Origin of the sequence: Haemophilus paraphrohaemolyticus (assembly GCF_002015045.1) — a bacterium.
GTDB lineage: Bacteria > Pseudomonadota > Gammaproteobacteria > Enterobacterales > Pasteurellaceae > Haemophilus_A > Haemophilus_A paraphrohaemolyticus.
Window position 1 is genome coordinate 17,162 of record NZ_MUXX01000004.1, and the last position, 13,964, is coordinate 31,125.

The following is a 13,964-nucleotide window of genomic DNA, read 5'->3' on the forward strand; positions in this document are numbered from 1 at the left end:
TTTAAAACACTGCTTCTAAACGCATAAACCCGTTGAAATAGTGCCCTCGATTATTATCTTTATCGTTATAAAGACTAATTTCAGGCTGAATAAAGAGCCATTTTCTTAAAATTGGTTGACGATAGGTAACAAAGGGCCCCCAAGTATTAAATTTTGAGCGGTCTTTATCGAATCGCCCCCCAGTAAATATGCCATAACTTAGGGTTTTAAAACCAGAAAAAGTATGTTGACGGTAAAGGCTATTGCCCCAGCCCGTTTCTTCTTCCTTATTATGTGTATATTGCAAGAAAGTATGGTTCATAATAAAAGTGCTGTCGCTATCAATATAGCGGTTTTCTAAGTTAGTTCGTAAATAGTGGCGACTACGTGAGCCATAACGGTAAATTTGTTCGAGACGCGTGCTGAAATTTTCTGTCCATTCCTGTTTTTTGCTGATTCGCAAACGTCCAAATATATCTCCCATTGAGCGTAAACCCACATCAAAATCTGTTTTCACACCAAATTCTTTTGCGGCATTTGACCAACGCAAAGCCATTGATGCGTTGTCATTTCTGGTTTGGCGAGCATCATAGTTGCGATTCCGTTCTAAATTTTCGTAGTTTTTCCCAACACGGTTTTTATCGCGGGATTGGTTCTCAATATCCTCGTCCCCGAAGACGACGCTCAAATGTTTTTTCAATACAGGTAATTTAATTTTACCGCGCACACGAGGTTTGTAAGTAAAGCGGCTGTAGCGGTTCCATTCCATATCCATCATTACGCGTAAGCTTGCTGAGGCGGGTTTGCTCTGGTCAGTTTCTCCTAACCAATCGTTAATATTATTTGACCAACTGTGAAGCGATTGTTTAACTGTTTTATGTTGTTGATCTGCCCAAGTGTTTTCGGGCTCTTCTACATTACTTTGTTCGGCATAGGCGGAAAGACTTGTTGCCGCAATAAGGGTTGGAATAAGGTAGTTGAGTTTGTTCATTGTGAATACTCTTTATTGAATATGATAGTCGAAATAATAATCCAAAATAGAGCAAGGTTCAAAAGGATTGAAACAAAAAGCGGTCTGATATGTAAAAAGTTTTGCAAAATCGACCGCTTGCGTAGGCTTTGCCCACACACCCTACAATGTTATGCATTTAATGCCGCATCAATCATCGCATACACATCCTCTGCGGTTTTGCAGGCGAGGAATTTATCGAGGTTCACGCCTGTTTCGCTCTCTTCGTCGTCAAGCACTTGGGTAATTTCTATTAAGCCTTCCATATGGCGGTCAGAATCGCTACCTGCAAGGGTGATGAAGACGCTCACGGGTTCGTCTTCGCCTTCAAAGGTCACAGGGTCTTTTAAGGTGACCAATGCAAAAGAGGTTTTAATCACGCCTTCTTCTGGACGAGCGTGTGGCATTGCTAAGCCTGGGGCTAGAATGATGTAAGGCCCCATTTTTTCGATATTGCTGATGATGTGGTCGTAGTAGCTAGGTTCGATAGTGCCCGCTTTAACGAGTAAGTCTGTGCCGATTTTGATGGCTTCTTTCCAAGAAGTAGCGGTTTGGTTGAGGGCGATGGAGTGATTTTCAATGAGGGATTCTTTTAACATAGAGTGTCCTTTTTGTTTAATCCCTAGGGCTTCCTCCCTAGGTTACGTATAAATGCGTCCCTAAAGGACGCCATAGGATTTATTGATATTTTTTAATCAACGTCAAGAGTTCTTCGCCGAAGGTATTCGGGTTCAGCATATTTTGTACGCCTAGCACAGAGACGCTACCTCCTTGAACGATTTCATCTTGTAAGTGTTTTGAGCAAACGATGATGTCCACGCCTGATACTTTACCTTTATGGTCGGTCACTGCGCAAGAGTCCATTACGTTTGGAATGCCTCGTTTATCAAGGTATTGTTTAATTTTCATTTTCATCATCATTGATGAGCCTTGACCTGAACCGCACACTGCAAGAATGTGCACAGGTTTTGCATAAACATTTGCAGAAGTTTCCGCTTTTTCGACCGCTTGTTCTGTCCCTGCTTGTGCTTGATCTAAGCCGTAGCCATCTAATTGTTCAAGGGTTAAGTCTTTGGCTTTCGCTTCTGCTTCTTCAGTACGTAATTGGCGAGATGCGAAGAACATATAAACTAATGCAAGGGCAACAATCACGAAGAAGAAGCCTGGTACGCTGATGATACCTTGTAGGATTGGTGGGAAGAATAACGCCCAGTCAGCCATACCCATCCAGCCGTTGAAAGTGGTACCTTGGCTGGCAAGCATTTGGATTACCCACGCAGAGCCGAACACTTCAATCATACCCATCACGAAACAGATTTTCATCACTGCTTTCCAGCCACCGAATTGGTTTGCGAACACGCCGATGGTAGCGTTTGAGAAGAACATCGGAATAAAGCCAGGGATAATTAAGATTGGTGAGCTAAAGCCGAGTAAGATACCCACAGCCACGAATTGACCGATTGCACCCCACATAAAGCCGAATACCATTGCATTTGGTGAGAAGGCATAAATTGCCGCACAGTCAATCGCAAGCACTGAGTTTGGTATTAAGTGTTCAGAGATACCTTTGAAGGCTTCGGACAATTCCGCCACGAACATACGCACACCCGTTACGATGATTTGAATCGCTACTGCGAATTTCAAGCCCATTTCAAGAATGTACATAGACCAGTGAGTTTTACCCGCCATTTGTTGCAGGTTGTCTAAACCGAATGAGAGAAGAATGATACCGAAGAAGATAGTCATGATGAGTGCGGTTGCAGAGATGCTGTCGTGGAAAATGTGTAACCATTTCGGTAATTTCATATGATCCACAGAGTCGTTTTTGTCGCCGAGTTTTGGTGCAAGTTTAGTTGCAATCCAAGAGGCAATTTGTTGTTGGTGACCGATAGAGAAACCTGCTCCGCCAGTAACAGCTTGCGTAGCTTTATACATAATGTTAGAAGAGATACCCCAATAGAGAGCCATTAGTACCGAGGTATAAATCACCGTTTCCCACATTGATGCACCAATGATCATGTAGAACACTGCCACCAAACCTGTTTGTTGGAACATAATATGTCCTGTCAGCATAATGGTACGAATACCAGTGAATTTTCTGAACACCACTAATAAGATATTAAGCAACAATGCACCGATTACTGCATACCCTACCCAAGCGTAGTTATCTGCCATGGTTTGAATAGTCGCTTGCATACTGGTGTATGGGTCAATCACCGCGCCAGTTAAGTGATGGAATTTGGATAAACCTTCAATCACCGGTTTGAAGTTGGTAACCAAGAAGCCTGAACCTGCTTGCACAAGCATAAAACCTACAATGGTTTTGATGGTGCCTTTAATAATGGTGGTGGAATCTTTTTTTAGCAGAATGTAGCCCAAGCAGGCAACAATACCAAGTAAGAAAGGTGCTTTATTTAACACCTGATCTTTTAAAAAGACCAGAATATCACTGAGCATTTCCATAAGAGAACCTGTTATTTTAAAATCAAATTACGTCAAAAAGACGCTGTTGATTGAGAGTATCATTCAGCAAATGTAATGGCTGCATGACAACTACCTTATTTTGATAAATAAAGATTATTTTTGATTATTTTTAGAATTGGACACATTTTATTTTTCAAGCGGTAGGATATAAACGATTTTTTGCAAATGAAGAAAATAAAAAGTCACAATATTCAATAAACTATGGCTTTTATAATAAGATAATTATTAAGTCAATCTGAGGCTCGAGCTTGATAAACATATCTAAAAGTGGGGCAAGCTCTACCACCTTTTCATTTCTCAATATATAACGAACCCTCCTTTTTTTCAAGTCCAAGCAGATAGAATCTTGTTTTGTCTGAATACATTAAAAATGAGAACTAGATCACAAAATCAATAAAAAGTATTTTACAAAATTTTGTGATTATTTATGATTCAAAATGATTGAATTTTTCTGTAATTGAATACAGAGATGAGCACACTATGGCTAACGTTAATGAAATCACTTATGAAAGTTGGATTCTTTCAATCCTATTTGCTAAATACGGTAAAATCACCCACGTGGTTCCAATGATAGCTTCTAACAAGCACTAAATATTCAGTTTAAATCAATATTGTAAAAACATTTCTTACCTCAATTCATTCCTTCTGTAAATGGAGGAAAGTATAGGCAAAAGTAAAGTTACAGTTCATTGATTAAACACCACAACAAAAGGATTACCAATGAACGAAACCTATAGACACAAACAATTACTTTCGTTACTGGAAGAAAAAAAGATACTTTCCACCAACGAAATTATCGATTTATTAGGCGTATCGCCCGCTACTGCTCGCCGCGATATTAGCAAACTACACGAGCAAGGCAAACTACGCAAAGTGCGTAATGGGGCGGAAGCGATTGAAACAGACTTTACCCAATTTTTCTCAAATAAAATCAACAACGTCAGCGAGAAACAACGGATTGCCGAAGCGGCAAGTAAATACTGTTTTGATGGTGCAAGTGTAATTTTAACTGCAGGTTCGACGATGCAACTACTCGGCAATCATCTGTGCGGTAAACATTTGCAAATCATCACCAATTTTCTACCGCTTACGAATTATCTGATTGAACATAATCACGAAAATATTGTGATTATAGGTGGGCAATATAATAAGAATAAACGCGTGACGCTCTCGTTAAACAATCAGCACGAAAACAACTATTTTGCGGATGTGATGTTCACCAGCGGAAAAGGTTTTACCCCTGAAGGCTTATATAAAACTGATATGATTTTAGCCAACTCCGAACAAGTCCTTGCCCGTAAGGCACACAAGTTTATCGCGTTAGTCGATAGTACTAAGCTCGGCAAACAGGTCGGGATGCTGTTTAGCGATTTGAGTGAAATTGACTTGCTAATTACAGGCAGAGAGGCGGATCCAGCGATAATTCAAGCCTTAAGAGAGAACGGGCTGGAAGTGGTGTTGGTGTAAGCGGTTGGATTTTAATTTTCTTTTGCAAAGAATTTGCCCCTACATCATTTCACTCAAGAGGCATTCATGAGAAAACACAACCTCAGTATCTACGAAAAAGCCTTGCCAAAAAATATTTCTTGGCAAGGCAGACTTTCCATCGCCAAAGCCTGTGGCCTTGATTATCGATTCAACCAAGCCATATAAGCCGCCGTGCCTTCCGCTACAGACTTAAATTCGCCTTTATAGCCAGCTGAACGCAAAGCGGTTAAGTCTGCTTGGGTGAAGGTTTGGTAGCGAGATTTCAAATGGTCTGGGAATGGAATGGTCTCAATTTCGCCTTTACCGTGGAATTTAATCACCGCTTCGGCAACCGCTTTGAACGATTCCGCTTTGCCTGTGCCAAGGTTGTAAATACCGGAAATGCCATTTTGCCACGCCCAGATATTTACTTTTGCGACATCTTCTACATACACGAAGTCGCGTAAAAACTCTTCTGAACCTTCAAAAAGTTTTGGGTTTTCGCCTTTCAACATTTGGTTGTTGAGGTGGAATGCTACGCTTGCCATTGAGCCTTTATGCTGTTCGCGCGGGCCGTAAACGTTGAAGTATTTGAAACCACATACAGGAGAATCCGCTTCAGGCAAGATTCTGCGCACATATTCATCAAATAAGAACTTTGAGTAGCCATACGCATTGAGCGGACCTTCAAATTCGCGTTTTTCGATAAAGTTATCTGAACGACCGCCATAGGTCGCCGCACTTGAAGCATAGAAGAACGGAATTTGGCGATCTAAGCAGAAATGCAACAACTCTTTGGAGTATTCGTAGTTGTTGTGCATTAGGTATTTGCCGTCCCATTCGGTAGTAGCTGAACAAGCCCCTTCGTGGAATACCGCATCAATGTCGCCAAAATCGTCGCCCGCGATAATTGAGGCGATGAAATCTTCTTTATCGCAATAATCTGCAATGTCTAAATCTACTAAATTGATGAATTTTTCCCCATTTTTGAGGTTGTCCACTACTAAAATATCTTTGCGACCCATCTCATTTAAGGCTTTGACAATATTGCTGCCGATCATACCAAAGCCGCCAGTTACGATAATCATAGGTTTTCCTTATGCTGATTAAAATTGCGGATATTATCGGTGGAACAAGGCGGATTTGCAAATTTTTGCCGAAAATTGACCGCTTGAAACGGAAAAAAGGTAAAATGAAAACTTATTTTTACTCTTATTTTATGGCTAAAGATCCTTTTGAAGAATATATCCGACACGTTGATGCCAGAAAAAAGAGAAGAGTGTCTATAGCAGAGCTCAATTGGTTTTTGCAAGATGTTGATGGATTAAAGCCTTCGAAATTTTACGTAATTTATTATTAGGCGAATAGCCTGAGCCAAGCAATCAGCGTTTGCATATTTGCAGTGCAGATTATCTTTAGAAGGAAAAGAAATCTTAACTTTTAAGCACCGAAAAAACCACCTAAATGGTGGTTTTTATTTACGATTAAACTTTAAACAGCAGAAGCGGTTAAAGTTTGTTGCTGATTTGCTTTCCATTTTCGGCTTATCATTCGACAAGCTTAGGAATCGTCTCAAAAAACTTACTTCGCTCTCGCAATTTGTTTTTTCAGCTTTTGCATTTTTTCTTTAATGCGTTGGCGTTTGAGGGCGGAAATGTGATCCACAAACAGCACACCGTTGAGGTGATCGATTTCGTGTTGAATGCAAATTGCAAACAAGCCATCGGCATCGTAAATCACCTCTTCACCTTGGCGGTTTAATGCTTTTACCTTCACTTTTTCTTTGCGTGGCACTAACGCACGATGCCCTGGAATAGACAAACAGCCTTCCTCGATACCCGTTTCGCCTTCGCTTTCCAAAATTTCTGGGTTGATTAACACCACTTGGTTTTTTTTATCGCCCTCAATGTCGATAGTAATTACACGACTTAACACACCCACTTGCGGTGCGGCAAGCCCAATGCCTTCATGTTCGTACATTGTCTCAAGCATATCGTCGATAAATTGGTTTAATTCTGCATCGACTTTTGCCACGGGTTCGCACACCGTCGCAAGTCGCTCATCTGGGTATAACACTACCTCTAATACTGCCATTTTTGTGATCTCGCTCGAAAATTTTAAAAGATTTAGTTGGCTATTTTAGCCTTTTTCTTATGATTAGGGAAATTTTCTTTTTTTTCTAGGCTTTATTTCGGAATGCGTCCAGTTTCTCTGCTCAAATTATTGCAAGTGCCACAAATCGGTGCTCAAAAAATCGCTCGCCTGTTGGCGGAAATCGACTTCGACCAATTTTGCCAATTCGACAAACAGCAACTTCGCCAAATTGGTTGGAACGAAAAGCAAATCCAGCGTTGGTTTCAGCCAGATATGGCGTGGATTAACACTGCTTTGGCGTGGGCGGAACAAGAAGGCAACCGCATTCTGACTTTATTTGATGTGGATTATCCTTTTCTGCTTCGCCAAATTAGCACCGCACCGCCTGTGTTGTTCGTACGAGGTTCGGTGGAAAGCTTGAGCTTGCCGCAGATTGCGATTGTCGGAAGCCGTGATTTTTCCCATTATGGCGAATACTGGGCAGGCTATTTTGCCTCGGAATTAGTTAAAAATGGCTTTGCGGTCACAAGCGGGTTGGCGATTGGTGTTGACGGCTTTTGTCATCAGCGGGTGGTGGCAGAAAAGGGCACCACAATTGCTGTACTTGGCTCTGGCTTGGCACAGGTTTACCCAGCACGACACAAAAAATTAGCAGAGCAGATAATTGAGACTGGCGGGGCATTAGTGTCGGAATTTTTCCCTAATCAGCCTCCAATTGCCGAGAATTTCCCGCGACGAAATCGCATTATCAGTGGACTTTCGTTAGGCACATTAGTGGTGGAAGCAACGATTAACAGCGGATCGCTCATTACTGCCCGTTATGCTTTGGAACAAGGTCGGGAGGTGTTTGCTCTACCAAATGCAGTGCAAAATCCTTATTCTGCGGGTTGCCATAAGCTGATTAAAGAAGGGGCGTTATTGACGGAAAGCATTGAAGACATTTTGCAAGCAGTACAATATCAGTTGCAAAAAGAGCCTATGCAAGCAGAGCTGTTTGACGGTGAAACGCAAGCGGTGGATTCTGTGCCACGTTTTGCAAAATCAGCAGTCATCTCTGCTGTAAAGACTTTACCAGAAATGACCGCTTGCCAGCAGCAGATTTTCGAACAGATTAGCTTTGAGCCGATAGCGATTGATGATATTGCCAAAGCGGTGGAGATGGATGTGTCGATGTTGTTGGTTGAACTTCTAAACTTGGAATTGTTAGGTGTAGTGAAATCGGTAAATGGCGGGTATGTTCTTGCTTAACCTTTTTCAGAGAGTGTATATATTTTTTACAAAAGATCGTGTTAAAAACTAAGAAAAATGCTACAATCTCTCGCTTTAAAAAATTAGACGTCTATTTTATACACAAATTTTAGGGTTTATATGGCTACTGAAAAAAAAGAAAAAGCGCCTGAACAGCTTGAAAAACCAGGCGTAAAAAGTAAAGGGTTAAATGCGACATTATGGGTTGTGGCGATTGTGCTTTTAGCAGTAGCGGCAATTGGTAATGCTTATTTCGCAGCTCACTTTGCACTGGTTGTGCGAGTGTTATTGTTAGTGGTATTGGTTGTTGGTGCAGTGGCAGTGGCAGCAATAACTAACCAAGGCCAAAAAGCGATTGGTTTTGCGAAAGAGTCACGCACTGAGTTACGCAAAATTATTTGGCCAACTCGCCCAGAAGCAACGCAAACTACGTTCATCGTGATCGCAATGTGTATCGTAGTTTCACTTGTATTATGGGGCTTTGATACTATTATCGTTGCGTTAATTAATTTCATTACTAATCTATAAGGCTAAGCATCAAAATGAGTGAAGTAGAAACAACAGAAGTAAGTAAAAAGCGTTGGTATGTACTCCAAGCATTTTCAGGTTTTGAAAATCGTGTTGCGGTAACCTTACGTGAATACATCAAATTACATAAAATGGAAGATCAGTTTGGTGAAGTGTTAGTGCCAACTGAAGAAATTATCGAAAACGTAGGCGGTAAACGTCGTAAAACAGAACGTAAATTCTTCCCAGGTTATGTATTAGTTGAAATGGAAATGAACGATTACACTTGGCAGCTTGTACGTAGCGTGCCACGTGTAATGGGCTTTATTGGCGGAACAGCGGATAAACCAGCACCAATTTCAAGAAAAGAAGCAGATCGAATTCTTAACCGTGTTCAAGAAACGGCAGAAAAACCACGTCATCGTAACGAATACTTCCCTGGCGAAAGTGTGCGTGTTACGGAAGGTCCATTTGCAGACTTTAGCGGTACGGTGGAAGAAGTGGATTACGAAAAAGGACGCATTAAGGTGTCTGTATCAATCTTCGGACGTGCAACGCCTGTTGAGCTTGAATTTAACCAAGTTGAGAAACAGCACGGGTAATAGATTATTTAGCGGTGGAAATTTATTAGAAATTTGTAAAAAGCGAAAACCGCTTGAAAAACGATCACAATTTCGATAAAATTCTCCATCAATTACGAGCCATTTTATATGGCTCGTATTTTTGTGTAGCACATCGTGCTTTTTATCATAGGGGAGCAAGTCTTACTTGCGTTATCACCCACTTAGAGGAAACTTAAAAATGGCAAAAAAAGTCCAAGCATACGTTAAGTTGCAAGTTGCAGCTGGTATGGCTAACCCATCACCACCAGTTGGTCCTGCATTAGGTCAACAAGGTGTGAACATTATGGAATTCTGTAAAGCATTCAACGCTCGTACTGAGAGCTTAGAAAAAGGTTTACCAATTCCAGTAGTTATCACTGTATATGCAGACCGTTCATTCACTTTCGTCACTAAAACTCCACCAGCAGCCGTATTATTGAAAAAAGCTGCAGGCATTAAATCTGGTTCAGGCAAACCGAACAAAGATAAAGTGGGTAAAGTAACTTTAGATCAAATCCGTCAAATCGCTGAAACTAAAGCAGCAGATATGACTGGTGCAACTATCGAAACGAAAATGAAATCAATCGCTGGTACTGCTCGTTCAATGGGCTTAGTGGTGGAGGAATAATACGATGGCTAAATTGACTAAAAAAATGAAAGCAATCAAAGCTGGCGTAGATTCTACTAAAGCATATGAAATCAACGAAGCAATCGCAGTATTAAAACAATTCGCGACAGCAAAATTCGTTGAAAGCGTTGACGTTGCAGTAAACCTAGGTATCGACCCTCGTAAATCAGATCAAAACGTACGTGGTGCAACTGTGTTACCACACGGCACAGGTCGTACAGCGCGCGTTGCTGTGTTCACACAAGGTGCGAACGCAGAAGCAGCGAAAGCAGCAGGTGCAGATTTAGTAGGTATGGAAGACCTTGCAGAGCAAGTGAAAAAAGGCGAAATGAACTTTGACGTTGTTATCGCTTCTCCAGATGCAATGCGTGTTGTAGGTCAATTAGGTCAAGTATTAGGTCCACGTGGCTTAATGCCAAACCCGAAAGTAGGTACTGTAACGCCAAACGTTGCTGAAGCAGTTAAAAATGCGAAATCTGGTCAGATTCGTTACCGCAATGATAAAAACGGTATCATCCACACTACAATCGGTAAAGCGAACTTCTCTGAAGAGCAATTAAAAGAAAACCTTCAAGCATTATTGGCTGCTTTAACTAAAGCAAAACCAACGACAGCAAAAGGTGTGTTCATCAAGAAAGTAAGCATCTCTACTACAATGGGTGCTGGTGTTGTTGTTGATCAAGCTTCATTATAATTGCTAGTTTAAATCACTAGTTTGATTTTAGAAAACCGTATGGGAGAAATCCTGTACGGTTTTTTTGTTTTTGACTTCTTCAAGCGGTTAAAAAATTCTCAAAATTGGTAAGAAATTTGATCCTAAATAAATAGTTTGAGTTTGATCACAAATTTTATGAGAAGTTTATGCTAAACTTGCTCCGTTTTTATTTGTAACTAGATGGAGGTATCTATGGATTTTCTAATGAACTTAGGGGAAGGGACGCAGTTTGCAATTCAGCTTGTGATTGTGTTGATCTGTTTGTTCTATGGAGCGAAAAAGGGAGGCATTGCACTTGGAATGCTTGGTGGGATTGGCTTAATCGTGTTGGTGTTTGGTTTTGGTATTGAACCAGGTAAACCAGCGATTGATGTAATGCTCACTATTCTTGCTGTGGTGGTAACTTCTGCAACCTTACAAGCCAGCGGTGGTTTGGATGTGATGTTGCAAATTGCGGAAAAATTACTGCGTAAAAACCCAAAATACGTGAGTATTTTTGCCCCGTTTGTGACTTGTACATTAACCATTCTTTGCGGTACAGGGCACGTGGTTTATACTATGTTGCCAATTATTTATGACATCGCGATTAAAAACGATATTCGTCCAGAGCGTCCGATGGCGGCCAGTTCAATTGCATCTCAATTGGGGATTATTGCTTCGCCTGTATCGGTTGCGGTGGTAACTTTAACTGCATTCTTAGTGAACTCAAAAACACCGCTTGCCGGTTTTGATGGTTACTTAGATTTATTAAAAATCACTGTGCCTTCAACTTTATGTGGGGTGTTAGCGATTGGTATTTTCAGCTGGTTCCGTGGTAAAGATTTAGACAAAGACCCAGAATTCCAAGCGAAAATTAAAGATCCAGAATTCAAAAAATATGTATATGGCGACAGTGCTTCACTTTTAGATAAAAAATTACCGCAATCTAGCTGGAATGCGATGTGGATTTTCTTCGGGGCGATTTTTGTGGTGGCACTTTTAGGTTACTTCAAAGATTTACGTCCGTCATTCGAAAAAAGCTCACCTGCTCAAATTGTGGAAGTAATGGTGGATAATAAAGCGGTGCAAACCATTAACGTGAAAGAGGGAAAAATTGTTGCTCAAGCTAAAGATGGTACGGTATTGCTTGACGTGAAAGATAACAAAGCCAGCACAAAAACCACTTTTGATAACGTTCAGATTTTGGATGCTAAAGGCAATGTGACGCAAACTGTAGTGTCTGAAGAGGGCAAAGTGGTGATTACTGCAGGCGAGAAAGTGGAATCTATCGATAATGCGACGATTGTGTTGAAAGATACAATGAAGAAAAAAACACCACTTGGTATGGTTCACGTGATTCAAATCTTTATGTTGCTTGCAGGTGCGTTGATTGTGATTTTCACAAAAACTGATGCCGGTAAAATCAGTAAAAATGAGATTTTCCGTTCAGGTATGATTGCCCTTGTTGCGGTGTTTGGTATCTCTTGGATGGCGGAAACAATGTTTACTGTTCACACTCCAATGATGAAAGCCGCTCTTGGTGATATTGTGCGTGCACACCCTTGGACTTATGCGGTAATGTTGTTATTGATTTCTAAATTTGTAAACTCTCAAGCAGCCGCACTTGTTGCCTTCGTGCCACTTGCGTTAAATATCGGAGTTGAACCAGGTATTATTCTTGCGTTTGCAAGTGCTTGTTATGGTTACTATATTTTACCTACTTACCCAAGTGACTTGGCGGCAATTCAATTCGACCGTTCAGGCACAACGCATATTGGTAAATTTGTGATTAACCACAGCTTTATCTTACCAGGTTTAATCGGTGTGTTTACTGCTTGCTTATTTGGTTACCTTTTTGCAGGTATTTACGGCTATCTATAACTATAAACTATAAATAGATAAGCATTTCCATACGCCACGGAAATCCAGCGTGGCGTTTTTTGATGTTCTTGTGATCATTTTTTAGATTATTACTTTACAAATAAACAAGGGCAGTCTATAATTCTGCTCTCATTTTGCACGGAAAACGTGTGAAAACTGATGGTGCTTGCCTCATCAAGCCCCATCGAAGACTGTAGGAGTGCTTGGCACTTAATTATCCTACATAGATGGTGAACAGACAGAATTTCTCTGCTTCTGGACACCTTAGGCTCAAGAAGATGCCGTGCAAGCGGTAAAATTTTTGAGGTTTTTTGTAATTCTGACTATGAAAATAGCAGAGTGTATCAGGAGCTAAAACCAATGGCATTAAATCTTCAAGACAAACAAGCAATTGTTGCTGAAGTAAATGAAGCTGCCAAAGGTGCCCTTTCAGCTGTTGTTGCGGATTCTCGTGGCGTAACAGTTGAGAAAATGACTGAGTTACGTAAAAATGCACGTGAAGCAGGTGTAACTATGCGCGTAGTACGTAATACTTTATTACGTCGTGCGGTAGAAGGCACTGAATTCGAATGCTTAAAAGATGCGTTTACTGGTCCAACTCTTATTGCTTTCTCTAACGAACACCCAGGTGCAGCAGCACGTTTGTTCACTGAGTTTGCAAAAGCAAACAAAGAGTTCGAAATTAAAGGTGCAGCCTTTGAAGGTAAAACACAAGATGTTGAATTCTTAGCAACATTACCAACTTACGAAGAAGCAATTGCACGTTTAATGGGCACAATGAAAGAAGCTGCGGCAGGCAAACTTGCTCGCACTCTTGCGGCATTACGCGACAAATTACAAGCAGAAGCGGCTTAATTTTCCGCTGTTTTCTCAAATCGTTTAACTTATTTACTTTAGGAATTGATTGTTATGTCATTAACTAACGAACAAATCATTGAAGCTATCGCTTCTAAATCAGTATCAGAAATCGTTGAATTAATCGCAGCGATGGAAGAAAAATTTGGTGTTTCAGCAGCGGCAGCAGTAGCAGCAGCTCCAGCAGCAGGCGCGGCAGCAGCAGAAGAAAAAACTGAATTCGACGTAGTTCTTGCTAACGCAGGTGCAAACAAAGTTGCTGTAATCAAAGCAGTACGTGGTGCAACTGGTTTAGGCTTAAAAGAAGCTAAAGACTTAGTAGAATCTGCTCCAGCTAACTTAAAAGAAGGCATCTCTAAAGCAGAAGCTGAAGCTCTTAAAAAAGAATTAGAAGAAGCTGGTGCACAAGTAGAAATCAAATAATTTTGATTTTAGCTTATAACCTATCTTCAGGTTCAAGAGAAAGCCAATGGTTATACCGTTGGCTTTTTCCTTTCATATGTTATAAAGCTAGCG

General features: G+C 40.8%; 15 protein-coding genes and 1 pseudogene. 11 read left to right on the top strand and 5 right to left on the bottom strand.

The window, feature by feature from the left end; genetic code table 11:
- Position 1 precedes the first annotated feature (1 nt).
- The 3 genes from B0184_RS03385 to B0184_RS03395 all read right to left on the bottom strand — a co-directional run bounded on the left by B0184_RS03385 (position 2) and on the right by B0184_RS03395 (position 3,451).
- The gene (locus B0184_RS03385; protein ID WP_005708073.1) at positions 2-970 is read right to left on the bottom strand and encodes a hypothetical protein; all 969 of its coding nucleotides are present in this window, start codon (positions 968-970) and stop codon (positions 2-4) included.
- A gap of 149 nt (positions 971-1,119) precedes the next feature.
- Positions 1,120-1,587 (bottom strand): PTS sugar transporter subunit IIA, encoded by a 468-nt coding sequence (locus B0184_RS03390; protein ID WP_005708120.1) that lies wholly within the window; start codon positions 1,585-1,587, stop codon positions 1,120-1,122.
- 79 nt (positions 1,588-1,666) lie between these two features.
- The gene (locus tag B0184_RS03395; RefSeq protein WP_005708097.1) at positions 1,667-3,451 is read right to left on the bottom strand and encodes a PTS ascorbate-specific subunit IIBC; all 1,785 of its coding nucleotides are present in this window, start codon (positions 3,449-3,451) and stop codon (positions 1,667-1,669) included.
- Between the two features lie 741 nt (positions 3,452-4,192).
- Here B0184_RS03395 and ulaR point away from each other — a divergent pair.
- Together ulaR and B0184_RS10365 are read left to right on the top strand one after the other, a co-directional pair.
- Complete coding sequence (ulaR, locus tag B0184_RS03400) at positions 4,193-4,939, top strand: HTH-type transcriptional regulator UlaR (protein WP_005708091.1); 747 nt, start codon at positions 4,193-4,195, stop codon at positions 4,937-4,939.
- A 66-nt stretch (positions 4,940-5,005) separates the two neighbouring features.
- Positions 5,006-5,104, top strand: a pseudogene (locus B0184_RS10365) (L-ribulose-5-phosphate 3-epimerase); the annotation flags it as partial.
- Here B0184_RS10365 and rfaD read toward each other — a convergent pair.
- Positions 5,101-6,027, bottom strand: coding sequence for an ADP-glyceromanno-heptose 6-epimerase (gene rfaD, locus B0184_RS03405; protein ID WP_005708129.1), 927 nt, complete (start codon positions 6,025-6,027; stop codon positions 5,101-5,103). The pseudogene B0184_RS10365 and the gene rfaD overlap by 4 nt on opposite strands.
- Positions 6,028-6,038: 11 nt before the next feature.
- Between rfaD and B0184_RS03410 the strand changes: the two genes are divergently transcribed.
- Complete coding sequence (locus B0184_RS03410; RefSeq protein WP_005708127.1) at positions 6,039-6,299, top strand: hypothetical protein; 261 nt, start codon at positions 6,039-6,041, stop codon at positions 6,297-6,299.
- A gap of 221 nt (positions 6,300-6,520) precedes the next feature.
- On the opposite strand, the gene def is transcribed toward B0184_RS03410, so the two are convergent.
- Entirely contained in the window at positions 6,521-7,033 is a 513-nt protein-coding gene (def, locus tag B0184_RS03415; RefSeq protein ID WP_005708112.1) for a peptide deformylase, read from the bottom strand.
- A gap of 102 nt (positions 7,034-7,135) precedes the next feature.
- Between def and dprA the strand changes: the two genes are divergently transcribed.
- From dprA to rplL, 8 genes are all read left to right on the top strand, one after another.
- A complete protein-coding gene (gene dprA, locus B0184_RS03420) occupies positions 7,136-8,281 on the top strand; it encodes a DNA-processing protein DprA (RefSeq protein ID WP_005708079.1) in 1,146 nt (381 codons plus the stop codon).
- 120 nt (positions 8,282-8,401) lie between these two features.
- Positions 8,402-8,809 (top strand): preprotein translocase subunit SecE, encoded by a 408-nt coding sequence (gene secE, locus B0184_RS03425; RefSeq protein WP_005708071.1) that lies wholly within the window; start codon positions 8,402-8,404, stop codon positions 8,807-8,809.
- A gap of 14 nt (positions 8,810-8,823) precedes the next feature.
- Positions 8,824-9,390 carry a transcription termination/antitermination protein NusG gene (gene nusG, locus B0184_RS03430; RefSeq protein WP_005708110.1) on the top strand — a complete coding sequence of 189 codons (567 nt, stop codon included), beginning with the start codon at positions 8,824-8,826 and terminating at the stop codon, positions 9,388-9,390.
- A 199-nt stretch (positions 9,391-9,589) separates the two neighbouring features.
- Complete coding sequence (rplK, locus tag B0184_RS03435) at positions 9,590-10,018, top strand: 50S ribosomal protein L11 (protein ID WP_005542594.1); 429 nt, start codon at positions 9,590-9,592, stop codon at positions 10,016-10,018.
- 4 nt (positions 10,019-10,022) lie between these two features.
- Positions 10,023-10,712, top strand: a complete 690-nt coding sequence (gene rplA, locus B0184_RS03440; protein ID WP_005708068.1) for a 50S ribosomal protein L1 — start codon at positions 10,023-10,025, stop codon at positions 10,710-10,712.
- Between the two features lie 213 nt (positions 10,713-10,925).
- On the top strand, positions 10,926-12,593 hold the full coding sequence (locus B0184_RS03445) for an anaerobic C4-dicarboxylate transporter (RefSeq protein WP_005708099.1): 1,668 nt from the start codon (positions 10,926-10,928) through the stop codon (positions 12,591-12,593).
- A 360-nt stretch (positions 12,594-12,953) separates the two neighbouring features.
- Entirely contained in the window at positions 12,954-13,448 is a 495-nt protein-coding gene (gene rplJ / locus B0184_RS03450; RefSeq protein ID WP_005705978.1) for a 50S ribosomal protein L10, read from the top strand.
- Positions 13,449-13,502: 54 nt separating this feature from the next.
- On the top strand, positions 13,503-13,871 hold the full coding sequence (gene rplL / locus B0184_RS03455; RefSeq protein ID WP_005708114.1) for a 50S ribosomal protein L7/L12: 369 nt from the start codon (positions 13,503-13,505) through the stop codon (positions 13,869-13,871).
- Positions 13,872-13,964 lie beyond the last annotated feature (93 nt).

Excerpts from the sequence above, each read along its gene's own strand:
- rplA (WP_005708068.1), top strand. The coding sequence starts at position 10,023 with ATGGCTAAATTGACTAAAAAAATGAAAGCAATCAAAGCTGGCGTAGAT.
- B0184_RS03445 (WP_005708099.1), top strand. The coding sequence starts at position 10,926 with ATGGATTTTCTAATGAACTTAGGGGAAGGGACGCAGTTTGCAATTCAG.
- nusG (WP_005708110.1), top strand. The coding sequence starts at position 8,824 with ATGAGTGAAGTAGAAACAACAGAAGTAAGTAAAAAGCGTTGGTATGTA.
- ulaR (WP_005708091.1), top strand. The coding sequence starts at position 4,193 with ATGAACGAAACCTATAGACACAAACAATTACTTTCGTTACTGGAAGAA.
- B0184_RS03385 (WP_005708073.1), bottom strand. The coding sequence starts at position 970 with ATGAACAAACTCAACTACCTTATTCCAACCCTTATTGCGGCAACAAGT.
- rplL (WP_005708114.1), top strand. The coding sequence starts at position 13,503 with ATGTCATTAACTAACGAACAAATCATTGAAGCTATCGCTTCTAAATCA.
- B0184_RS03395 (WP_005708097.1), bottom strand. The coding sequence starts at position 3,451 with ATGGAAATGCTCAGTGATATTCTGGTCTTTTTAAAAGATCAGGTGTTA.
- dprA (WP_005708079.1), top strand. The coding sequence starts at position 7,136 with ATGCGTCCAGTTTCTCTGCTCAAATTATTGCAAGTGCCACAAATCGGT.
- secE (WP_005708071.1), top strand. The coding sequence starts at position 8,402 with ATGGCTACTGAAAAAAAAGAAAAAGCGCCTGAACAGCTTGAAAAACCA.
- rplJ (WP_005705978.1), top strand. The coding sequence starts at position 12,954 with ATGGCATTAAATCTTCAAGACAAACAAGCAATTGTTGCTGAAGTAAAT.
- rplK (WP_005542594.1), top strand. The coding sequence starts at position 9,590 with ATGGCAAAAAAAGTCCAAGCATACGTTAAGTTGCAAGTTGCAGCTGGT.
- rfaD (WP_005708129.1), bottom strand. The coding sequence starts at position 6,027 with ATGATTATCGTAACTGGCGGCTTTGGTATGATCGGCAGCAATATTGTC.
- B0184_RS03410 (WP_005708127.1), top strand. The coding sequence starts at position 6,039 with ATGCTGATTAAAATTGCGGATATTATCGGTGGAACAAGGCGGATTTGC.
- def (WP_005708112.1), bottom strand. The coding sequence starts at position 7,033 with ATGGCAGTATTAGAGGTAGTGTTATACCCAGATGAGCGACTTGCGACG.
- B0184_RS03390 (WP_005708120.1), bottom strand. The coding sequence starts at position 1,587 with ATGTTAAAAGAATCCCTCATTGAAAATCACTCCATCGCCCTCAACCAA.